We start from the raw sequence: 22,128 nt of genomic DNA, 5'->3' as shown, positions 1-22,128 counted from the left end.
CTGCGCGCCGACCTCTCCCGCAAGCGGGAGAGGTTCGAAACCAACTGGAGCCACGACGATGAACATCCAAGCGCCGGTTAAGGTGGACAAGGCCGAACGCATGCGCAGGGCCCGCGAGGAGGCCTACGCGACGCCGCTGGCGCAATTCCACCCCGGCGCGCCCCGGCTGTTCCAGGACGACACGCTGTGGCCGTGGTTCGAGCGGCTGCGCAAGGAAGAGCCGGTGCATTACTGCACCAACGCGCCGATCGAGCCCTACTGGTCGGTGGTGAAGTACAACGACATCATGCATGTCGACACCAATCACGGCATCTTCTCCTCGGATTCGACGCTCGGCGGCATCTCGATCCGCGACGTGCCGGAAGGCTACGACTGGCCGAGCTTCATCGCCATGGACCAGCCCCGGCATTCGGCGCAGCGCAAGACGGTGTCGCCGATGTTCACCCCTCAGCATCTGGACGAGCTGGCAAAACTGATCCGTCAGCGCTCGCAGACCGTGCTGGACAATCTGCCGCGCAACGAGACCTTCAACTTCGTCGAACGCGTCTCGATCGAGCTGACGACGCAGATGCTGGCGACCCTGTTCGACTTCCCCTGGGAGGAGCGGCGCAAGCTGACGCGCTGGTCGGATGTCTCGACTGCGCTGCCCAAGAGCGGCATCGTCGCTTCCGCCGAGGAGCGCCGCCGCGAGATGGACGAGTGCTATGCCTACATGTCGAAGCTGTGGAACGAGCGCGTCAACTCCGCGCCGCGCAACGACCTGCTGTCGTTGATGGCGCATAACGACGCCACCCGCTTCATGGACCCCGACAACCTCATGGGCAACATCATCCTGCTCATCGTCGGCGGCAACGACACCACGCGCAACACCATGACCGGCTCGGTGCTGGCGCTGAACGAGAACCCGGAGCAGTACGACAAGCTGCGCGCCAATCCGGCGCTGATCGATTCCATGGTGCCCGAGGTGATCCGCTGGCAGACGCCGCTGGCCCATATGCGGCGCACCGCGCTTGCCGACACCGAGATCGGCGGCAAGCATATCCGCAAGGGCGACCGCGTCGTGATGTGGTACGTCTCGGGCAACCGCGACGAGGAGATGTTCGAGAAGCCGAACGACTTCATCATCGACCGCCCGCGCCCGCGCACCCATCTCTCCTTCGGTTTCGGCATCCACCGCTGCGTCGGCATGCGCCTCGCCGAACTCCAGCTCCGCATCGTCTGGGAGGAGATGCTGAAGCGCTTCGACCGCATCGAGGTGGTCGGCGAGCCCAAGCGGATCTATTCGAGCTTTATCAAGGGGTATGAGTCGCTGCCGGTAAGGATTCCGGGGTGATGGCCCCATCCTCCGTCATTGCGAGGAGCTCTTGCGACGAAGCAATCCAGACTGTCACCGCAGAGGGATCCTGGATTGCTTCGCTGCGCTCGCAATGACGAAGTCTTGGATGCACGTGTGGGTCACACTCGTAGCCGCGGCGCGTTGACGCCCGCCAGTTATAAAATTCCGGCATGACAGCTCGCGCCAGATGCGAAGGGCCGGCTGCGGGCTTGTGCCCTAAACCGCTGGCGCGGCAGCGCTCGGTGCGCTCCCTCGCCCCGCTTGCGGGGAGAGGGTTGGGGTGAGGGGGAGTCTCCGCGGAGACGGTAACAGTGGGACTCGCGGAGACTCCCCCTCACCCGGAATTTGCTGCGCAAATTCCGGCCTCTCCCCGCAGGCGGGGAGAGGCGAAGATCACGCGAGCCTGATGTCCCACACTCCTTCCTTGCGGCAGGCGGCGACCTCCTCGCGCAGGAGCGCGGTGATGGCGAGTGAGGCCGTCGAGGCCGGACGATCGATCGGAGAAGCGAAAATGAGCTCGCGCGTCATCGGCTTGGAAACGGGCGCGGTCTCCAGCCGCCCGTCCGCGACCTCGCCATGGACCGACGAGGGCGGCAGCAGCGCGAAACCGAGGCCCTCCTCGACCAGGCTCGTCAGCACGCGGAACGAATCCGCTTCTAACTGGACGTCGAGCTTGATCTTGCGCTGGGCGGCCGCGTGCTCGATCAGCGCGCGGAGGCCGTGGGAATGACTCGGCAGCACCAGCCGCTGCCGCAGCAGCCAGCCGATGTCGACGCTCTTCCTGCGCGCGAGGCCACAGCCGCGCGGGCCGACCGCGACGATGTTGTCGCGCCCCAAGCTCTGCACATTGAGATGCAGATCGGCGGAGCGGCCGTAGAGGATGGCGAGATCCATCTCGCCGCGGTGCAGCCATTCGACGAGATGGCCGCTGTAGCTCTCGACGATGCGCAGCGAGATGCCGGGAAATTTTTCGACGCAGCGCCGCGCAAAGCGCGCCGACAGCACGCAGCTCACGGTCGGAACCAGGCCGAGCACGACCTGCCCCGACGGCGACCCCTTGGCCGACTGGATGTCGTCGCGGATCTGGTCGATCTGCCGCACGATGCCGGAGGTGCGCGCGAGCAGCAGGCGGCCGGCCTCGGTCAGCACCATGCCGCGGCCGTTGCGGGTGAACAGATCGGTGCGCAGCTCGTGTTCCAGGAGCTTGATCTGGCGGCTCAGTGCCGGCTGCGCCACGCGCAACGTGTCGGACGCCTTGGACAGGCTGCCGAGCTCCGCCACGCAACTGAAGGTTCTGAGCTGCCGGAAATCCATGCTTGCCAATCCTGGAAGGCTACTTCATACGCTATAACAAATGAGCATAGGGGGCTGGCGTTGTTTTCACAACGCCAGAGGATTGGCCGGCGTTATCTTAACTGCCGCTATCGATTGGAAACGCCATGAGTCAAGAACACCACAGCGAAGATTACGCCGACATCCGCGAAGCGGTCGCAAAACTCTGCGCGCAGTTTCCGGGCGAATATTGGCGCAAGCTCGATCGCGAGATGGCTTACCCCAAGGCCTTCGTCGATGCGCTGACCGAGGCCGGCTATCTCTCGGTGCTGATCCCCGAAGAATATGGCGGCGCCGGCCTGAAGCTCTCCGCCGCGGCGGCGATCCTGGAAGAAATCCAGCGTGCGGGCTGCAACGGCGGCGGTTGCCACGCCCAGATGTACACGATGGGCACGGTGCTGCGGCATGGCAATGCCGAGCAGAAGGCAAAGTATCTGCCGAAGATCGCGAGCGGCGAATTACGCCTGCAGGCGTTCGGCGTCACCGAGCCGACCAGCGGCACCGACACCACCTCGCTGAAAACCTTCGCGCGCAAGGAAGGCAATGACAGCTACATCGTCAACGGCCAGAAGATCTGGACCAGCCGTGCCGAGCATTCCGACCTGATGATCCTGCTCGCTCGCACCACGCCGAAGGAGCAGGTCAAGAAGCGCACGGACGGGCTTTCGGTGTTCCTCGTCGACATGCGCGAGGCCAAGAACAACGGCCTCGAGATCCGCCCCATCCGCACCATGATGAACCACGCCACCACCGAAGTGTTCTTTACCGACATGAAGGTGCCGGCGGAGAACCTGATCGGCGAGGAAGGCAAGGGTTTTCGCTACATCCTCTCCGGCATGAATGCCGAGCGCATCCTGATCGCTACCGAATGCGTCGGCGACGCCAAATGGTTCATCGCGAAGGCCACCAATTACGCCAAGGAGCGCGCAGTGTTCGGCCGTCCGATCGGCCAAAATCAAGGCATCCAGTTCCCAATCGCCAAGGCCTACGCCTCGATGCGTGCGGCCGAGCTGATGGTGAAGGAAGCGACGCGCAAATACGAGGCCGGCCTCGACTGCGGCGCCGAGGCCAACATGGCCAAGATGCTCGCGGCCGATGCGTCCTGGGAAGCGGCCAATGCCTGCATCCAGACCCATGGTGGTTTCGGCTTCGCCGAAGAATACGACGTCGAGCGCAAATTCCGCGAGACGCGGCTCTACCAGGTGGCGCCGATCTCGACCAACCTCGTGCTGTCCTATGTCGCCGAGCACGTGCTCGGCATGCCTCGCTCGTACTGAGGTCGCGCCATGGGAGCACTTGATGGGATCAGGGTGATTGCGGTCGAGCAGGCGGTGGCGGCGCCGTTCTGTTCATCACGCTTGGCGGATGCCGGCGCGGAAGTGATCAAGATCGAACGGCCCGAGGGCGATTTCGCCCGCGGCTATGACGCGGCGGCCAAGGGCCAGAGCAGCTATTTCGTCTGGCTCAACCGCGGCAAGCAATCGGCGGTAGTCGATCTCGCCACGAAAGAAGGCTGCGCTGAGCTGGAGAAGCTGATCGCCAGCGCCGACGTGCTGATCCAGAACCTCAAGCCGGGCTCGATGGACAAGCTCGGCTTCTCGCGCGAGCGGCTGCTGAAGGACTATCCCAAGCTGATCTCGTGCACCATCACCGGCTATGGCGACGAGGGCCCCTACGCGCATCGCAAGGCCTATGATCTGCTGATCCAGGCGGAAAGCGGCCTTGCCTCGATCACCGGCAATCCCGACGGCGCCTCGCGCGTCGGCATGTCGATCGTTGACGTCGCAACCGGCGCCACCGCACATGCGGCGATCCTGGAAGCGCTGATCGCACGCGGGCGCACCGGCAAGGGCGCCGACATCCGCATCTCCATGTTCGACGTGATGGCGGATTGGTGCACGGTGCCGCTGCTCAACGCCGAGGCCGGCAATCCGCCCAAGCGCATGGGCCTGCGCCATCCCTCGATCGCACCCTACGGCGTGTTCACCTCCAAGGACGGCAAGGACATCCTGATCTCGATCCAGAGCGAGCGCGAGTGGAAGACGCTGTGCGCGAAGGTGCTGGACCAGCCGGATCTGCCGAGCGATCCGCGCGTCGCCAACATGGTCGAGCGCGTGCGCAACCGCGACTTCACCGACAAGACGGTCGCAGATATCTTTGGCAAGATGACGCGCGACGAGCTTCTCAAGCGTCTGTCGGACGCCGACATCGCGTTCGCCGAGGTCAACACCATGGCCGACCTGACCAACCATCCGCATCTGCGCCGCATCGAGGTCGACACGCCGAACGGCCGCGTCAGCTATCCCGCGCCGGCGCCGATCATCGTCGGCGAGACGCGCTCGTATGGCCCGGTGCCCGCCATCGGCGAGCGTCCCCAATCCAGGAAATAACAAGAGCGAGGCGTCATGACCGAGAAGCTCGACATCGATCACTTAAGGCAATGGATCGGCCGCAGCACGGAGGCGACCGACATCGTCACCGCGCAGCTCGTGAAGGGCCTGCGCGCGACGCTGTTCCAGGACGTTGGCGAACCCAAGACGGGCGATGCCGCACCGTTCACGGTGCATTGGTGCCTGGCGCAGCCGGTATTTCCGATGTCGATGCTCGGCCCCGACGGTCACCCGACCCGCGGCGGCTTCCTGCCGCCGGTGCCGCTGCCGCGCCGGATGTGGGCCGGCGGCGAGATCGAATTTTTGCAGCCGCTGCGCGTCGGCGACGAGTCGACGCGGACGTCGCGCATCGCCGACGTGCAGGTGAAATCAGGCTCGACCGGCACGCTGTGCTTCGTCTCGGTCGAGCACAGCATCTCCTCGCCGCGCGGGCTCGCCATCCGCGAGCGGCAGGACATTGTCTATCGCGAGATGACAAGCAGCGCGCCGGCGCCCGCAAAGGCTCCGCCCCCACCTCCGAAGGCACAGCATCGCGAGACCCATGTCTCCGATCCCGTGCTGCTGTTCCGCTACTCCGCGCTGACCTTCAACGGCCACCGCATCCATTACGACCGCGACTACGTCACCAAGGTCGAGGGCTATCCGGGCTTGATCTTCCACGGGCCGTTGCAGGCGGCGCTGATCGTCGAGATGGCGGCCCGCTTGCGCGACGGCAAGGCGCCGAAGAAGTTTACCTATCGCGGTGTGCAGCCGCTGTTCGAAGGCACGGAGTTCTCCATCAACGCGAATGACAGCGGCGAGAGCGTGGAGCTGTGGACCGCGAACGCGGAAGGGCAGCCGACGATGAAGGGGACGGCGGTGTGGTGAGCCGCTGCTGTCTCTCCATCGTCATTGCGAGCGGAGCGAAGCAATCCAGAATCTCTCCGCGGAGATAGTCTGGATTGCTTCGTCGCAAGGGCTCCTCGCAATGACGTTGGGGCTGATTGCGCGAGAACCAACAAGGGACGGAAACCAATGTCCAAGAACGGCAAGACCGGCAGCAAATCCGTCACCGTGAAGCAGGCGACCCTCGACCTGCTGCGATCCTTCGGTATCAATAAGGTGTTCGGCAACCCCGGTTCGACCGAGCTGCCGTTCCTGAGCGACTGGCCCGGCGACATCGACTACATCCTGGCGCTGCAGGAAGCCAGCGCGGTCGGCATGGCTGACGGCTACGCCCAGGCGACGCGCAATGCCGGCTTCGTCAATTTGCATTCGGCGGCCGGCGTCGGCAACGCGCTCGGCAATATCTATACCGCACATCGCAACCAGACACCGCTCGTGATCACCGCGGGCCAGCAGGCGCGCTCGATCCTGCCGCTACAGGCATTCCTCTATGCCGAGCGCGCCTCCGAGTTTCCGCGGCCTTACGTCAAATACAGTGTCGAGCCGGCGAGACCCGAGGACGTGCCGGCCGCGATCGCGCGCGCCTATTACACCGCGATGCAGCCGCCCTGCGGACCGACCTTCGTGTCGATCCCGATCGACGATTGGGCGCATGCGGCAGCTCCCATCGAGGCGCGCAAGGTCAGCCGCGAGATCGGACCCGAACCGGAGGCGATGCAGGCGCTGATAAAGGCGCTGACGTCGAGCAAGCACCCCGCCCTCGTGGTCGGTCCCGGCGTCGACCGCGCCGGCGCGGTCGACTTGATGGTGCGCGTCGCCGAGAAGGCCAAGGCCAGCGTCTGGGTCAGCCCGTTCTCGGCGCGCTGCTCGTTCCCCGAGCGGCATCCGCAATTCGCGGGCTTCCTGCATGCGTCGCCCGCGCAGCTGTCCGACGCGCTGCGCGAGCACGATCTCGTCGTCGTCATCGGCGCACCGGTGTTCACCTTCCATGTCGAGGGCCATGCCGCGATCTTCGACGGCGGCGCGACGATCTTCCAGATCACGGATGATCCGGACGCAGCGGCGGTGACGCCGGTCGGCACCAGCATCATCGCCACCATCAAGCCGGCGCTGAGCCTGCTGCTCGACCTTTTGCCGGAGTGCAACCGGTCGACGCCGAAAGGCCGCACGCTGCCGCCGCCGCCGCAAGCCGCCGATCCGCTGCCCGTCGACTTCCTGCTGCACTCGCTGTCGCAGGCGATGCCTGAGGGCGCCTCGCTCGTCGAGGAAGTGCCCTCGCACCGGCCGGCGATGCAGAAGTTCATGCCGATGCGCGGCCAGGACAGTTTTTACACGATGGCGAGCGGCGGTCTCGGCTACTCATTGCCGGCCGCGGTCGGCATGGCGCTCGGCAAGCCGAAGCAGCGCACGGTCTGCCTGATCGGCGACGGCTCGGCGATGTATTCGATCCAGGCGGTATGGACCGCCGTGCAGCGCAAGCTGCCGCTCACCGTCGTCGTCATCAACAATTCCGGCTACGGCGCCATGCGCTCGTTCAGCCAGGTGATGCAAGTGAGGAACGTGCCGGGGCTGGAGCTGCCGGGGATCGATTTCGTGCGGCTCGCCGAAGGCATGGGCTGCCATGCGGTGCGGGTGAGCAAGGCGGCGGAGCTGGGCGAGGCGCTGAAACGCGGGATGGCACACGAAGGCACGAGCCTCGTGGAGGTGATCGTGGATGCGGCGGTGCCGGTGCTGTACGGGCAGAAGCACTAGTTTGTCGTCCCGGCGAAGGCCGGGACCCATACCCCCAGGGAGAAGTTTGACGAAGACTCGTGGTGGGCGGCTTTGCACCACAACAGCTTCCTGTGGTTATGGGTCCCGGCCTTCGCCGGGACGACACTGAATATCTGGGTCGATCACCTCAAACTACGACGCCAAAAATCCCCCGTCCGCCGCCAGCACATGTCCCACGACATACGACGACGCGTCCGACGCCAGCCACACCACCGCCTCCGCCACTTCCTCCGGACTCCCCATCCGGCGCAGCGGCAGGCCGGCGCTCACCGTTGCGACATCGCCGACGCCGGCGCGCAGCATCATGTCGGTGACGACGCGGCCGGGGGCGATGGCGTTGATGCGGATGCCGCGAGGGGCATTCTCCATCGCGGCCGAACGCGTCAGCGAGATCGCGGCGGCCTTGGAGGCCGAGTAGAGCGAGAAGCCGGGATTGGGATTGCGCACGCCGCTGACGGAGGCGTTGACGACGATGCTGCCGCGGCCTTGCGCGAGCATAACAGGCAATTGATGGCGCAGGCACAGGAACAGCGCGCGGACATTGGTGTCGAACACGCTGTCGTAGATATCAGTGTCCTGCTCCTCCAGCGGCGCGCGGCGCTCCTGGAAGCCGGCATTGTTGAAGGCCACGTCGAGCCGGCCGCAACGCTTCGTGGCCGTGCTGACGAGGTGCGCGACGTCGTCCTCTCGCGTGATATCGGTCTTGACCGGAATGGCCAACGCACCGAGTTCGCTGCATGCCGCGGCAGCGGCTTCGATCTCGGCCTCGCGCCGGCCCGCGACAAAAACCGCTTCCGCGCCCTCGGACGCCATCCGTAGCGCGGTGGCGCGGCCGATGCCGCTGCCGCCGCCCGTCACCAGACAGACCTTGCCCCTCATCCGCATCCCCGCCGGCAAAGTTCCGCTCATGGCTCACTCCAAAACGCTTGCGCGCGCCGTTGCACGCATATAGTTGTATGATACAACTATATGCCGGGAGTCAAGATGGCCGAGCTTTCGCTGATCGACGACATCCGCGCCGCCTCGCGCCTGATGGTGCGCGAGCTCGGCTTCATGGACGCGACGGTGGCGGCATCGGACTATCCGCCGTCGGCGGTCCACACCATCCTGGAGATCGGCATCCGCGGGCCCATGACCGCGGGAGAGCTCGGCGATTTCCTGCGGTTGGAGAAATCCAGCGTCAGCCGCCTGGTGCGCAAGCTGATCGACTGCGGCGAGCTCAGGGAGACGCCGGATGAGCTTGATGCACGCAGCAAGCTGTTGTCGCTGACAGCCAAGGGCCGGCGCACGCTGGAGGCGCTGCACGCGTTTGGGCGCCAGCAGGTGAGCGGAGCGCTGGCGGCGCTGACGGAGGCCGAGCAGCGCACCGTGCGCGAGGGAATGATGCTCTATGCGCGGGCGTTGCGGGAGAGTCGGGTGGAGGAGGAGATGGCGGCTTGACCATCATTGTCGTCCCGGCCTAGCGCGCAATTGCGCGCGGGGGGCCGGGACCCATACCGCGTGATTTATCGATGAAGCGCAGGTGTTAGTACCACTGGAAAGAATAACTAGCAGTATTCGCCAAACTCCTCCCTGGGGTTATGGGTCCCGGCCCCCCGCGCGCAATTGCGCGCTAGGCCGGGACGACACCAGTTGTTTGGCGCGACCGTGCCAGCGGCACTCCCTCCCTACTTCCCGAACTCCTCCCGCATCTTCGCCTGGATCTTGGCCATGCCGCCGATCCAGCGGTCGTAATTCTCGGTCTTCTTGCGCATGTAACCGAGCACCTGGGGGTGCGGTAGGATCAGGAACGTCTCTTGTTCGAGGCCGGCGAGCACGTCTTTCGCCACCTGCTCCGGTGTCAGATCGCCGTCGCCGGATTGCGGGCCTTTCGGGATCGAGCGCAGCATGTTGGTGTCGACGCCCTGCGGGCAGAGGATCGAGACCTTGATGTTGTGGGCCTTGTGCGAGATCGCGAGATTTTCGGCAAAACCGACCGCGGCGTGCTTTGTCGTCGAATAAGCCGGGCTGCCGACCTGCGACAACAGGCCCGCGGCCGAGATGGTGTTGAGGAAATAGCCGCCGCCGCGCGCCTTCATGCGCGGAACGAGATGCGCGCGGCATAGACGTGGGCCATGACGTGGATCGCCCAGCTGCGCTGCCACGGCTCGTCGGAGGCGCCGCCGGCATTTTCCGACATCGGATCGAAGCCGCCGCCGATGCCGGCATTGGAGCAGAACAATTCGATCGGGCCGAACTGCCGCTCGGTCTCTTCGATGACGTGCGCGATGTCCTTTTCCTGCGCGACGTCGCATTTGAAGGCGGCACCATCCACCATGGCCGCGACCGCCCTCGCATTGGCGGCGTCCATGTCCGCGACGACGACCTTGGCTGCACCCGCCCCGTGAAAAGCCTCGCACAGCGCCTTGCCGATGCCGTTGGCGCCGCCCGTGACGACCACGACCTTGCCGGTCACCTGCATGCGACGTCTCCTCTTGTCTTGGACCGCGTCTTTTATACCACTTCGCGGCTTGCTCAGCTCAACACGAGGTCGAGCACCGCGGTATAATGACACGCCGCGCCGGCCAAGACAAAGCCGTGCCAGATCGCATTCTGGAAGCGCAGCCGCCGCCAGGCGTGGAAGATCACGCCAAAGCTGTAGAGCAGGCCGCCTGCAAGGATAAAGCCCAGCACCAGTGTGGGCAACGCCCTGACGACGGCGTCGTAAAGCATGACGCCGCTCCAGCCCATCGCGAGGTAGATGCCGACCGAGACCCGGTCGAACCGGCCGGGATAGAGAAGCTTCAGCACGATGCCGAGGATCGCCACGCACCAGACGCCGGCAAGCAGCACCAGCGCGAACACGCTGTCCTTCACTTCCAGGATGAACGGCGTGTAGGTCGCCGCGATCAGCAGATAGATCGCGCAATGGTCGAACCGCCGCAGCAGCCATTTGGCCGGCGACACCGGCCAGAGATTATAGGTCGCCGACAGCACCAGCATCGAGAGCAAGCCGGCGACGTAAATCGAGACGCCGACGATGTCGGTGGTGTCGGAATAGACCGCGGCCAGCACCACCAGCACGGTCGCTGCGATGATGCCGAAGAGGACGCCGATCGCATGCACGACGCCGTCGGCGATCAGCTCGGCGCGATCGTAGTTCCAGCCGATCGCGTCGGCTGCGGCGTGGACGGAGGTGGACGCAAGCTGTTTCAGTTGGAAGACGGTCATGGCAATCCGCAAAGCGTGGCAATGCCCTTTCGTATAGGTCTTTCGCGATAGGCGCGTCGTTCAAACGGCTGATTTGCCGACAAAGGCGGTGGAAGTATGAAACTTGATTTTCCTCACGCAATTGCCATTTTTGTGAACGGTCGCACATTCCTCCCGCCCGAAGATCACTTAGCGTTCATATGGCATTCAGTTTCCAGGATATGGTCGAGGAGGCGCGGCTGTCGGCGAGGGCGCTGATCGACTATGGCGAGCATTTCTTCAATCCGACGGTGCGGCTTGGCGTCACCGGCCTGTCGCGGGCCGGTAAGACGGTATTCATCACTGCGCTGATCCACGGGCTCACCCGCGGCGGCCGGTTTCCGGTGTTCGAGGCCTATGCCTCGGGCCGGATCGCGCGGGCGCATCTGGCGCCGCAGCCCGACGATGCCGTGCCACGCTTTGCCTATGAGAACCATCTGCGCGCACTGGTCGAGGAGCGGCGCTGGCCGAGCTCGACCGTCGATATCAGCGAGCTCCGTCTCGTCATCGACTACCAGCGCCCGAACGGCGCGGACCGCACGCTCACGCTCGACATCGTCGACTATCCCGGCGAATGGCTGCTGGACCTGCCGCTGCTGCAGAAGAGTTATGAGCAGTGGTCGGCGGAAAGCCTGGCGCCGTCGCGTGAGGCGCCGCGAGCGCATCTGGCAACGGACTGGCACGCGCATCTTGCAACGCTCAAGCCTGACGCACGCGAGGATGAGCAGGCAACACTGACGGCCGCGAAGCTCTTCACCGATTATCTACGCGCTTGCCGCGACGAGCGGTTCGCGATGAGCCTCTTGCCACCCGGCCGCTTCCTGATGCCCGGCAATCTCGCCGATACGCCGGCGCTGACGTTTGCGCCGCTCGACGTGCCCGCTGGCAGGCAGGCGCCGGAGGGATCGCTATGGGCGATGATGGTGCGGCGGTTCGAGGCCTACAAGGACGTCGTGGTGCGGCCGTTCTTCCGCGATCATTTTGCGCGGCTCGATCGCCAGATCGTGCTGGCCGATGCGCTCGCTGCATTCAACTCCGGACCCGAAGCGCTGCACGATCTCGAAGCTGCGCTCGCCGGCATTCTGGATTGCTTTAACATCGGTCGCAGCACGTTGCTCTCCAGCCTGTTCCGGCCGCGCATCGACCGCATCCTGTTCGCGGCAACCAAGGCGGACCATCTGCATCATTCCAGCCACGACCGGCTCGAGGCCGTGCTGCGCCGTGCGGTCACCGGCGCGGTGACGCGCGCGGAAAATACCGGCGCGCAGATCGACGTGGTGGCGCTCGCCGCCATCCGCGCCACGCGCGAGGCGCAGGTGGCGCATGGCCGCGACAAATTGCCGTCGATCCTGGGAACGCCCGCGGCGGGCGAAAGCGCCGGCGGCGAGTTCTTCGACGGCATCACTGAAGTTGCGACCTTTCCAGGCGATTTGCCGCTGGATCCCGAACCGCTGTTCAACGGTACGGACGCGTTCCGCGGGCTCTCGACGCAAGCCGCCGAGAAGAGTGATTTCCGCTTCCTGCGTTTCCGCCCGCCAAAACTCGAGCACGAAGGCGCGCAAGAGCCGGCGCTGCCACACATCCGCCTCGACCGTGCCTTGCAGTTCCTGATCGGAGACAAGCTCTCATGAATGAGCGATCCCAGCAGCGGCGGCCGGCGACGTTCCGGCTGGACGATCCCGGTGTCGTCGTCACCGAAGCCGACGAGACGGGACGGATCAGTCGCGGCACCATCCAGATCACGCCGGAGCCCGATCCACTGGCGCTGCCGGTGCCGGTTCAAACCGCGCTTCCGGCGCGGCGCGGCTTTCCCTGGGGCGCGCTGTTCTGGTCCGGCCTCGCCGGGTTGACGCTGCTCGGTACCGGGCTCGGTGTCGTCCGTCTGATCGAGGATCTGTTTGCGCGCAGCGAAACCCTCGGCATGGTCGGCCTCGCTTTCGCGTTCGTCACCGCACTTGCGCTCGCGGTGGTGATCGGGCGCGAGGCGTTCGGGCTGGCGCGGCTCGCGACCATCGAGAAACTGCATCAGCGCGCCGCCGCGGTGCTTGCCAGTGACGATCGCAAGGAAAGCCGCGTCATCGTGCAGGACCTCCTGAACATCGCGCACCAGAACCCACAGCTCGCGCGTGCCCGCGCCACGCTCGAGAGCCACACCGGCGAGATCATCGACGGCGCCGATATGATCCGGCTCGCCGAGCGCGAGTTGATGTCGCCGCTGGATGCGGAGGCGCGGCGGCTGGTGTCGTCAGCGGCGCAAAAGGTCTCGATCGTCACGGCAGTCTCGCCGCGCGCGGCGATCGACGTGCTGTTCGTGTTCGTCGCCGCGCTGCGCCTGATCCGCCAGCTCGCCTATCTCTACGGCGGCCGCCCCGGCGCGCTCGGCATGATCCGCCTGCTCCGCCACGTCATCGCCCATCTCGCCATCACCGGCGGCATGGCCGCGAGCGACAGCCTGGTACAGCAGATGCTCGGCCATGGCATCGCCGCGAAGCTGTCGCAGCGGCTCGGCGAAGGCGTGCTCAATGGACTGCTGACGGCACGGCTGGGCCTTGCCGCAATCGACGTGACGAGGCCGCTGCCGTTCGCGGCCCTGCCGCCGCCGAAGCTCTCGGACCTCGCGACGGATCTGCTGCGGAAGAAGGATGAGGAGGAGTAGCGCGGTTCGCCTCTCCCCGCTTGCGGGGAGAGGCCGGAATTCAAGCGCAGCTTGAACTCCGGGTGAGGGGGAGTCTCCGCGAATCCGTTGTCACCGTCCTCGCGGAGACTCCCCCTCACCCCAACCCTCTCCCCGCAAGCGGGGAGAGGGAGAAGAAGGCCAGCACGCGCCACTGAAACAGCGGCGAATCCTTCGGCGGAGATAGCTCCGGCGTCCAGCCGGTGAGCTTCTCCAGCACATAGGTGTCCATCACGCGCCCGCGCCAGCGGCGCTCGACCGGGCCAAGCGGCTCGCGCTTCGCCGGGATGTTCTCCCACAGCGATGATCGATTATCCGGCTCCCGCCCGACATAGATGCCGGCGTGGTCCTTGATCCGATCCATGCCGGGATCGCGGAAATCCTGGAAGCGGCCGCGCTCGTTGATCTCGACCACGGGCACGCGCCCCCGGAACAGCCAGCGCATCATGGCGTAGGTGCGATAGTCCGTGGTGGCGATCCAGGTCGCGCCGGTCTCGTCCAGCGCGGCCTGCGCGCGCGCGGCGACCTGCTCGTAGCCGGCTTCCGCGCCGATCGGATCGATCTTGCCGAGGAGATTCCAGGGCGCGGCGACGTAATAGAGGAACACGATGACGACGAAGGCGATGCCCGTCGTGATGGATGTCTTGGCCCAAAACGCCGACGATCTGAGCATTCGCGCCGACCATCCCTCCTTCGTCATCATTGCGAGGTTCACGGCCGCCGCGGCGAAGCCGACTGGCCACATGAACATCGGCCAGGTGTCGCCGACCCGAAGCGTCATCGACTTGACCAGGAAATAGAAAAACGGCACCAGCACCGCGGTCGACAACAGGATCGCGACCGGCTCGCGCCAGCGATAGCCGCGCCACGCCGTCAGCACCAGGCCCGTCAGCACCACGGGCAGCATCACGAAGCCGACCAGGCCGAATTGCAGGCCGATGTAATCGCCGATGGTGCGGAGCGAGATGCCGTAACTGGCGGTGGCGCGCACGCCCTGGAAGCGGAACGAGGCCCAGTCATGCTGCGCATTCCAGATCAGCACCGGCGAGAACACGAGGGTCGCGACCAGCACCGCGAGATAGGGATAGGGGCTGCGCAGCCAACGCCAGCGCCAATCCGGCACGAGTAGAAAAGCGGCCACCGCCGGCGCGAACATGATCGCGGTGAATTTCGACAGCATCGAGAGACCCGCGAACAGCCCGGCCGCGAGCCACCAGCGTCCATCGCCGCTTTGCGCGAGCCGCACCAGCGACCACATCATCGCCACCGCAAACGGGATCATGGCGACATCGGGCGCGACCTTGGCCATCAGCAGGCCGTAATAAAGCGCGGCCTCCGGCATCAGCACCGCGAACATGATCGCCCGTGCGTCATGGGTGAGACGGCGGACGATGTCGACGAGCAGCAGCTGCGTCACCAGCATCGCGACGATGCCGCCGAAGCGGACGCCGAGCGCGGTGTCGCCGAAGATCGCGGTGCCGAAGCGAATGAGCCAGGCGATGCCGGGGGGATGATCGAGGAAGCTGAGCGCTGCCTCCTTCGACCAGGTCCAGTAATAGGCCTCGTCGGTGCGCAACTCGATCGCGGAGGCGTAGAAGATACGCAGCACGGTCATCGCGGCGATGATCAGCACGGCAACAAGGACGAGACGGCGTTCGACGCCGTCTGGCTTTACAGAGATGTCGGGAGCGATCGTCACGGCCGCGCTTTTCCCCGACTTGGAAGAGGGAGTCAATGTAGGCCCCGTCGTCCCGGGCAAGCGAAGCGCGACCCGGGACCCATAACCACAGGGCGGAGTTTGGCGAAGACTTGGAGTTACCAGCCTACCCGCAACTACTCCCTGTGGTTATGGGTCCCGGATCGGCGCGCGCCTGAGGGCGCGCTTGTCCGGGACGACAGCGGAGGGTGATCGGTACGAAATGGTGGGCACGGCGCCAAGGCGCCTTTGCCCACCCTACGATTCTTGTCCGGGACGACGGCGGAGTGTGTGGCTCCTTGCCGCGCACGTGATCTCACAACCTGTCCAGCCCTGGAATTAAACGCTACGCTGGCTGTTCTCTTTCATGAACTGATACAACCGAATCATGGCCACCGCTCCCATACAGATGTCCGTCGTCCGTGCCACCAGCGTGCGGCAGGTGCGGCTGATCTGCGGAATCATCCTGTTCTCCTACGTGGTCAGCCATTTCCTCAACCATGCGCTCGGCAACATCTCGGTCGATGCCATGGAGGCCGGGGTCTACTACCACACCGTATTCTGGCAGTTCCTCCCCGTCGCGATCGTGTTCTACACGGCCGCACTCACCCATATGGGGCTCGGCGTCTACGCGCTGTACCAGCGCCGGCAGTTCCGCTGGCGGACGATCGAGCCGCTCCAGCTGGTGCTGGGCTTGAGCATCCCCGCTTTGGTCATGGCGCATGTGATCGGGGTGCGGCTCGGCCAGACGCTGTACGGACACCAGAAACTCTATCCGCAGGAACTCTATCTATTCTTCGTCGCATCGCCCGGCCGGCTCTGGCAGATGACGATCCTTCTTCTCATTGCTTGGGTGCACGGCTGCATCGGCATCTTCTTCTGGCTTCGCCTCAAGCCGTTCTTCACGCGCGCGGCGCCCTATCTGCTCGCGGCCGCGGTGCTGATCCCGACGCTGTCGCTGCTCGGCATCTATCAGGGCGGCCGTAGCGTCGCCGTCGAGAGCGACGATGGAGAATGGCGTACGCACAATCTCACCCGCCGCCAGGTCGGCACGGTCGCGGAAGGCAATACGCTCGACCGCATCACCGGCGGCCTCACCGTCGGTTATTTCGGCCTGCTCGGACTGGCGCTGGCGGCGCGCGGCGTGCGGGCCTTGCGCGAACGGCGCGGCGGCATGATCGCGCTATCGTACGGCAACGGCAAGACGGTGCGGGTCCCCAAGGGGCTGTCGGTGTTGGAAGCAAGCCTGCGCCACAATGTGCCGCATGCCAGCGTCTGCGGCGGCCGCGCCCGCTGCTCGACCTGCCGCATCCGCATCATCGGCGATCACGGCGCCCTGCCCGAGCCGTCGCAGCGCGAGGCCTTCGTGCTGACCCGCGTCGGCACCAGCGATCCCTCGATCAGGCTCGCCTGCCAGCTGCGGCCGACGTCCGACCTCTCCTTCTTTCAGCTTTTCACCCCGCACACACTCTCGGCGAATGCGCAGGCCTCGACGCCCGCCAGAATCGGCCAGGAGCGCTATCTCGTCAGCCTGTTCGTGGACATGCGCGGCTCGACGCAGCTTGCCGAGAAGCGGCTGCCGTTCGACACCGTCTTCATCGTCAACCGCTTCCTCGGCGCGGTGTCGCAGGCCGTGATCGAGAACGGCGGCCAGCCGAACCAGTTCGTCGGCGACGGCATGCTGGCGCTGTTCGGGCTGTCGGCCGATCCGCAAGAGGCCTGCCGACAGGCCCTGAAGGCGGCCGCGGGGATCGCCACGCATATCGACGATCTCAACGAGCTCCTGAGCCACGATCTGCGCCAGCCGATCCGCTTCGGCATCGGAATCCATGGCGGCGAGGTCATCATCGGCGACATCGGCTACCGCGATCACATCGTCTTCACCGCGCTCGGCGATGCCGTCAACGTCGCCGCCCGCCTCCAGGACATGACCAAGACACTGGCCTGCGAAGCGATCATCTCGGAGGAAGTCCGCCGCACCGCCGGCCTTGCCGAGGACGCCCTGCCGCAGCAGGAGGTCGCGATCCGCGGCCGCGACGAGCCGATGGCGGTGCGCGTTATCGCGGATGCGAGGGAATTGACGGCGCTGGTCGACGGGAGCGAGCGCGTTGCCGCGTAGCGCGCAAGCCACACGGAAGGTGCGCTCCCTCCCCCGCTTGCGGGGGAGGGCTGGGGAGAGGGTGTTTCCGCAAACGGGACAATCCCCCAGAGGACAAAGCCCTCACCCGCGCCTTCGGCGCGACCTCTCCCGCAAGCGGGAGAGGTGGAGTGAGCCTGCGGCACCATTGATCCACCCCACTGGAATCATCGCCACGTAACACCGGCCTGCTGCAACGCAGCGGCATGGGCTTGCTGCGAAAGCACGAATTGACTTCGTCCAAATCGTTGCGACAGTTGAGCGCGGGATCGCGGTGATGACCGTGATCCAACGAAAAGCTCCGGGAGGGGACCAGAATGTTCGATCGACGCGGCCTGCTCAAGGGAGCGGGTCTTTCCGCACTTGCGGCCACACTGAGCTCAGCCAAAGCGCTGGCGCTCGACACCGTCACCCTGCCCTTTGCCAATGGCGAACGGCCGCTGGTGAAGTATCCGCAGAAGCGGCCGATGATCGGCCTGACCAGCCGGCCGCCGCAGCTCGAGACGCCGTTCGCGGTGTTCAACGACGGCCCGATCACGCCGAACAACGCCTTCTTCGTGCGTTATCATCTCTCCGACATGCCCTACAATCTCGATCCCGACAAGTTCACGCTGGAGGTCAAGGGCAAGGTCGACAAACCGCTGAAGCTGTCGCTGAAGGACATCAAGAAGATGAAGGCGACCGAGATCGTCGCCGTCAACCAGTGCTCGGGCAACAGCCGCGGCTTCTTCGAGCCACGCGTCGCCGGCGGCCAGCTCGCCAACGGCGCCATGGGCAATGCGCGCTGGCGCGGCGTGCCGCTGAAGGCGGTGCTGGAGATGGCGGGCGTGCAGGCCGGCGCCAAGCAGGTCACCTTCAACGGCATGGACGGCCCGGTCAACGACAAGACGCCCGATTTCGTCAAGGCGCTCGATATCGATCACGCCACCGACGGCGAGGTGATGCTGGCCTATGGCATGAACGGCGAGGACCTGCCGTTCCTCAACGGCTTCCCGCTGCGCCTGATCGTGCCCGGCTATTACGGCACCTACTGGGTCAAGCACCTCAACGAGATCACCGTCATCGACACCGTCTATGACGGCTTCTGGATGAAGTCGGCCTATCGCATCCCCGATACGCCGAACAATGCGGTCGAGCCGGGCACGGCGCCGAAGGCGACGATCCCGATCAACCGCTTCACCATCCGCTCCTTCATCACCAGCGTCCCCGACGGTGCCAAGCTGAAAGCGGGAGCTGTGACCCTGCGCGGCATCGCCTTCGACGGCGGCAAAGGCATCAAGGAGGTCCAAGTCTCCACCGACGGCGGCAAGAGCTGGACCAGCGCCAAGCTCGGCAAGGACCTCGGCAAATACTCGTTCCGCGAATGGAAGCTGCCGGTGAAGCTCGCAGCAGGCAGCCACGAGCTCAAGGTCCGCGCCACCGGCAATGGCGGCGAGACCCAGCCGGACACGCCGCGCTGGAACCCGGCGGGTTATCTGCGCAATGTCGTCGAAACCGTCCGCGTGACCGTGGCCTGAAGGAGAATGATCATGCAGCGCACCATTCTCCTCGCCATCTCGCTCGCCCTCGTCGCCGCGATCGGTTCGGCACTTGCGGCGCCGGTCAATTACAAGACCCCGGACGAGGTCGCGGCGTTCAAGCCGGGGCCAAATCTCGAGGTCGTGCAGGGCAATTGCGGCGCCTGCCACTCGTCCGACTACGTCGCCACGCAGCCGCCGATGAAGGATAAGAAGGCCTTCTGGCAGGCCGAGGTGACCAAGATGATCAAGGTCTATGGCGCACCGATCGACGATGCCGATGTCGGCAAGATCGTCGATTATCTGGCCGCGACTTATTGACGGATGGCGCGCGGCGTGCCGGCCATTTGACCGCGAAACGGGCAAAACCGGCAAAAGCGCTGCGAAGTTGAGCGGAATTCGGGGAAATGCCGATGTGGTTTGAGCTACCAAGCCTGCCACATTCCGCGTATCTTGTTAGGACCGAACCGGCCGGTTGGCGGGGACTGGCGGTTCGAGATCTCGGAGGAAGACCCGCGGAGAAGTCGTGATGGCTAAAGGTACGGTCAAGTGGTTCAACCCGACGAAGGGTTATGGATTTATCCAGCCTGCGTCGGGTGGCAAGGATGTGTTCGTGCATATCTCGGCAGTGCAGAAGGCCGGTCTGTCCACCCTCAACGAGGGACAGACGGTGGAATACGAAGAGATCGCAAACCGGGGCAAGACCTCCGCAGAGAACCTCAAAGTATAAGCCCGCGCCAGCCATTGCTGCCTCCCGGATCTGTCCGGGAGCGGGGCCAAAAAAATTTCAGAAGACGGCCAGTGCATTCGACGACAGGCGTTGCGATTGCACAGGGATAGCTATTTTTTCCGTGAAGACCGCTCGTTCAACGCCACAGCAATGACAATCGCGACAGCACTTCGCTAACCCACCGGCAACGGTGCGTCGCGCTTGATCTCCTCCATCACCGCATAGGTCCGCGTCTCGCGCACGCCCGGCATCGACAGCAGGGTCTCGCCGAGGAAGCGTCGATAGGCGGTCATGTCTGCCAGCCGCGCCTTGACAAGATAATCGAAGCCGCCGGCAACCATGTGACACTCCAGCACCTCGGGCGCGAGTTTCACCGCACGCGCGAAACGCTCGAAATTGTCGGGCGTTGTCTTGTCGAGCAGCACCTCGACGAACACCAATAGACCGAGGCCAAGCCGGTGCGGATTGAGCCGGGCGCCGTAGCCCTCGACAAAGCCCTCGCGCTGCAAGCGCTTCAGCCGCTCGCCGATCGACGTCGGCGACAGCCCGATGCGCTCGGCGAGCTCGACATTGGCGATGCGCCCATCCTCCTGCAAAATCGAGAGGATTTTCCGGTCTGTTCGATCAAGTTCCATATTTTGCGAGGCCAAATAGGGAATAGTCTTCATTTTATAAGGCAATTCGGCTAAATTGTCTATCGAACTACGGTCACGCGGGCCTTATCCTGGATTTCAGCCACAGGAGACGCCATGCCGAACATCCCGCCTCCCTTCACTGCGCCCTACGCGCCCGATGATAGCGACATCGCTGCGCGCCTGTTGCCGGCGTCGCAACTGTCCCCGCCGCAGGAGGCGCGGATCGACCGCACCGCGACGCGGCTGATCGAGGCAATCCGCAAGCGCGACGATCGGCTCGGCGGGATCGAGGACATGCTGCGGGAGTTCGCGCTCTCGACCAAGGAGGGGCTCGCTCTGATGGTGCTGGCCGAGGCGCTGCTGCGCGTGCCGGACGCACGCACCGCCGACCAGTTCATCGAGGACAAGCTCGGCGAGGGCGACTTCATCCATCACGAGACCAAATCCACCGCTTTCCTGGTCAATGCCTCGGCCTGGGCGCTCGGCATCTCGGCGCGGGTGATCCAGCCCGGCGAGACGCCTGATGGCACCATCGGCCGGCTGGTGAAGCGCTTGGGGGCGCCGGCCGTGCGCACCGCCACGCGCCAGGCGATGCGGCTGATGGGCAATCATTTCGTGCTGGGTGAGACCATCGAGCAGGCCTTGGAGCGCGCCGGCCGCGCTCCGGCCAGAAGCCGCGCTATTCCTTCGACATGCTCGGCGAAGCCGCGCGCACGGCGGCGGACGCCAAGCGCTATTTCGACGCCTATGCGAGCGCCATTGAGACGATCGGCAAGACTGCCGGCAGCCATCCCCTCCCCGACCGGCCCGGCATCTCGGTCAAACTCTCGGCGCTGCATCCCCGCTTCGAGGCGATCAGCCGCGAGCGGGTGATGCGCGAACTGGTGCCGCTGCTGCTCGATCTGGCGCAACGCGCCAAGGCTCATGACCTCAACTTCACCGTCGATGCCGAGGAAGCCGACCGGCTGGAGCTGTCGCTCGACGTGATCGCGGCAACGCTCGCCGATCCCTCGCTTGCCGGCTGGGACGGATTTGGGCTGGCGATCCAGGCCTATCAGAAGCGCGCGAGCGCGGTGATCGACTATGTCGATGCGCTCGCCCGCGCGCATGACCGCAAGCTGATGGTGCGGCTGGTCAAGGGCGCCTATTGGGACACCGAGATCAAGCGCGCGCAGGAGCGCGGGCTCGACGGCTATCCCGTGTTCACGCGCAAGGCGATGACGGATCTGAACTACGTCGCCTGCGCCTCCCAGCTTCTCGCCTTGCGGCCGCGCATCTTTCCGCAATTCGCCACCCACAACGCGCTGACCGTCGCGACCGTGCTGGAGCTTGCGCGAGGCAGCGGCGGCTTCGAATTCCAGCGCCTGCATGGCATGGGCGAAGCGCTCTACGAGCAGCTCGCCAAGGATCACCCCGACATCGCCTACCGCACTTACGCGCCGGTCGGCAGCCACCGCGATCTGCTCGCTTATCTGGTGCGGCGGCTGCTGGAGAACGGCGCCAACTCCTCCTTCGTGGCGCAGGCGGCCGATTATCGCGTGCCGGTCCCAGCGCTGTTGCAGCGTCCGGCCGATGCCATCGAACGTCCGCAACAGGCGGCTCATCCCAAGATTCCGCTCCCCCGCGATCTCTTTGCGCCGGAGCGCCGCAATTCGCGCGGGGTCGAATTCGGTGAGCGTGCCGCGCTCGACCGGCTGCTGGCCGACGTCAAGGCCGAGGCGGCCGATCTCGAGCCCATCGCCGACGCGACGCCGGATCGGGCCAACGCAGCGGTGACTGCGGCGCGCGCCGGCTT

At 65.3% G+C, this 22,128-nt stretch carries 17 protein-coding genes and 2 pseudogenes; 13 read left to right on the top strand and 6 right to left on the bottom strand.

Going from position 1 to position 22,128, the window contains the following annotated elements; genetic code table 11:
• Positions 1 to 58 precede the first annotated feature (58 nt).
• Positions 59 to 1,333 carry a cytochrome P450 gene (locus CWO91_RS34110; protein ID WP_130219893.1) on the top strand — a complete coding sequence of 425 codons (1,275 nt, stop codon included), beginning with the start codon at positions 59 to 61 and terminating at the stop codon, positions 1,331 to 1,333.
• 396 nt (positions 1,334 to 1,729) lie between these two features.
• Here CWO91_RS34110 and CWO91_RS34105 read toward each other — a convergent pair whose 3' ends face one another.
• Complete coding sequence (locus CWO91_RS34105; protein WP_130219892.1) at positions 1,730 to 2,650, bottom strand: LysR substrate-binding domain-containing protein; 921 nt, start codon at positions 2,648 to 2,650, stop codon at positions 1,730 to 1,732.
• Between the two features lie 125 nt (positions 2,651 to 2,775).
• On the opposite strand from CWO91_RS34105, the gene CWO91_RS34100 reads away from it, so the two are divergent.
• From CWO91_RS34100 to mdlC, 4 genes are all read left to right on the top strand, one after another.
• Entirely contained in the window at positions 2,776 to 3,945 is a 1,170-nt protein-coding gene (locus CWO91_RS34100; RefSeq protein ID WP_130219891.1) for an acyl-CoA dehydrogenase family protein, read from the top strand.
• 9 nt (positions 3,946 to 3,954) lie between these two features.
• Complete coding sequence (locus CWO91_RS34095) at positions 3,955 to 5,058, top strand: CaiB/BaiF CoA transferase family protein (protein WP_130219890.1); 1,104 nt, start codon at positions 3,955 to 3,957, stop codon at positions 5,056 to 5,058.
• 15 nt (positions 5,059 to 5,073) lie between these two features.
• A complete protein-coding gene (locus CWO91_RS34090; RefSeq protein ID WP_130219889.1) occupies positions 5,074 to 5,925 on the top strand; it encodes an FAS1-like dehydratase domain-containing protein in 852 nt (283 codons plus the stop codon).
• A gap of 147 nt (positions 5,926 to 6,072) precedes the next feature.
• Positions 6,073 to 7,695: a benzoylformate decarboxylase gene (gene mdlC, locus CWO91_RS34085; RefSeq protein WP_130219888.1), complete on the top strand. Its 1,623-nt coding sequence runs from the start codon at positions 6,073 to 6,075 to the stop codon at positions 7,693 to 7,695.
• Between the two features lie 153 nt (positions 7,696 to 7,848).
• Here the strand turns inward: mdlC and CWO91_RS34080 are convergent, their stop codons facing one another.
• The gene (locus tag CWO91_RS34080; protein ID WP_130219887.1) at positions 7,849 to 8,625 is read right to left on the bottom strand and encodes an SDR family NAD(P)-dependent oxidoreductase; all 777 of its coding nucleotides are present in this window, start codon (positions 8,623 to 8,625) and stop codon (positions 7,849 to 7,851) included.
• 75 nt (positions 8,626 to 8,700) lie between these two features.
• Between CWO91_RS34080 and CWO91_RS34075 the strand changes: the two genes are divergently transcribed.
• On the top strand, positions 8,701 to 9,156 hold the full coding sequence (locus CWO91_RS34075; RefSeq protein ID WP_165405911.1) for a MarR family winged helix-turn-helix transcriptional regulator: 456 nt from the start codon (positions 8,701 to 8,703) through the stop codon (positions 9,154 to 9,156).
• Between the two features lie 227 nt (positions 9,157 to 9,383).
• Here CWO91_RS34075 and CWO91_RS34070 read toward each other — a convergent pair.
• Both CWO91_RS34070 and trhA read right to left on the bottom strand, forming a co-directional pair.
• Positions 9,384 to 10,177 (bottom strand): annotated as a pseudogene (locus tag CWO91_RS34070) (SDR family oxidoreductase).
• A 53-nt stretch (positions 10,178 to 10,230) separates the two neighbouring features.
• Positions 10,231 to 10,926 (bottom strand): PAQR family membrane homeostasis protein TrhA, encoded by a 696-nt coding sequence (trhA, locus tag CWO91_RS34065; protein ID WP_130219885.1) that lies wholly within the window; start codon positions 10,924 to 10,926, stop codon positions 10,231 to 10,233.
• A gap of 179 nt (positions 10,927 to 11,105) precedes the next feature.
• Here trhA and CWO91_RS34060 point away from each other — a divergent pair, with 179 nt between their 5' ends.
• Entirely contained in the window at positions 11,106 to 12,575 is a 1,470-nt protein-coding gene (locus CWO91_RS34060; RefSeq protein WP_130219884.1) for a YcjX family protein, read from the top strand.
• Positions 12,572 to 13,600, top strand: coding sequence for a YcjF family protein (locus CWO91_RS34055; RefSeq protein WP_130219883.1), 1,029 nt, complete (start codon positions 12,572 to 12,574; stop codon positions 13,598 to 13,600). The genes CWO91_RS34060 and CWO91_RS34055 overlap by 4 nt, the downstream gene beginning before the upstream one ends.
• Before the next feature lie 115 nt (positions 13,601 to 13,715).
• Here CWO91_RS34055 and CWO91_RS34050 read toward each other — a convergent pair whose 3' ends face one another.
• Positions 13,716 to 15,233 (bottom strand): glycosyltransferase family 39 protein, encoded by a 1,518-nt coding sequence (locus tag CWO91_RS34050; RefSeq protein WP_130219894.1) that lies wholly within the window; start codon positions 15,231 to 15,233, stop codon positions 13,716 to 13,718.
• Between the two features lie 469 nt (positions 15,234 to 15,702).
• Here CWO91_RS34050 and CWO91_RS34045 point away from each other — a divergent pair, with 469 nt between their 5' ends.
• From CWO91_RS34045 to CWO91_RS34025, 4 genes are all read left to right on the top strand, one after another.
• Positions 15,703 to 17,433 (top strand): adenylate/guanylate cyclase domain-containing protein, encoded by a 1,731-nt coding sequence (locus CWO91_RS34045; RefSeq protein ID WP_130219882.1) that lies wholly within the window; start codon positions 15,703 to 15,705, stop codon positions 17,431 to 17,433.
• A gap of 335 nt (positions 17,434 to 17,768) precedes the next feature.
• The gene (locus tag CWO91_RS34035) at positions 17,769 to 18,968 is read left to right on the top strand and encodes a molybdopterin-dependent oxidoreductase (protein ID WP_130219880.1); all 1,200 of its coding nucleotides are present in this window, start codon (positions 17,769 to 17,771) and stop codon (positions 18,966 to 18,968) included.
• Positions 18,969 to 18,980: 12 nt separating this feature from the next.
• Positions 18,981 to 19,289 carry a cytochrome c gene (locus CWO91_RS34030; protein ID WP_165405910.1) on the top strand — a complete coding sequence of 103 codons (309 nt, stop codon included), beginning with the start codon at positions 18,981 to 18,983 and terminating at the stop codon, positions 19,287 to 19,289.
• A 208-nt stretch (positions 19,290 to 19,497) separates the two neighbouring features.
• Positions 19,498 to 19,698 carry a cold-shock protein gene (locus CWO91_RS34025; RefSeq protein WP_008563500.1) on the top strand — a complete coding sequence of 67 codons (201 nt, stop codon included), beginning with the start codon at positions 19,498 to 19,500 and terminating at the stop codon, positions 19,696 to 19,698.
• Between the two features lie 173 nt (positions 19,699 to 19,871).
• Here CWO91_RS34025 and CWO91_RS34020 read toward each other — a convergent pair whose 3' ends face one another.
• The gene (locus tag CWO91_RS34020) at positions 19,872 to 20,333 is read right to left on the bottom strand and encodes an Lrp/AsnC ligand binding domain-containing protein (RefSeq protein WP_025032087.1); all 462 of its coding nucleotides are present in this window, start codon (positions 20,331 to 20,333) and stop codon (positions 19,872 to 19,874) included.
• Positions 20,334 to 20,447: 114 nt separating this feature from the next.
• Between CWO91_RS34020 and putA the strand changes: the two are divergent.
• Positions 20,448 to 22,128 (top strand): annotated as a pseudogene (putA, locus tag CWO91_RS34015) (bifunctional proline dehydrogenase/L-glutamate gamma-semialdehyde dehydrogenase PutA); the annotation flags it as partial.

This window comes from Bradyrhizobium genosp. SA-3 (assembly GCF_004212635.1).
Taxonomy (GTDB): Bacteria; Pseudomonadota; Alphaproteobacteria; order Rhizobiales; family Xanthobacteraceae; genus Bradyrhizobium.
The sequence above is the reverse complement of the archived record's forward strand: the minus strand, read 5'-3'. Positions and strand labels throughout refer to the sequence as shown.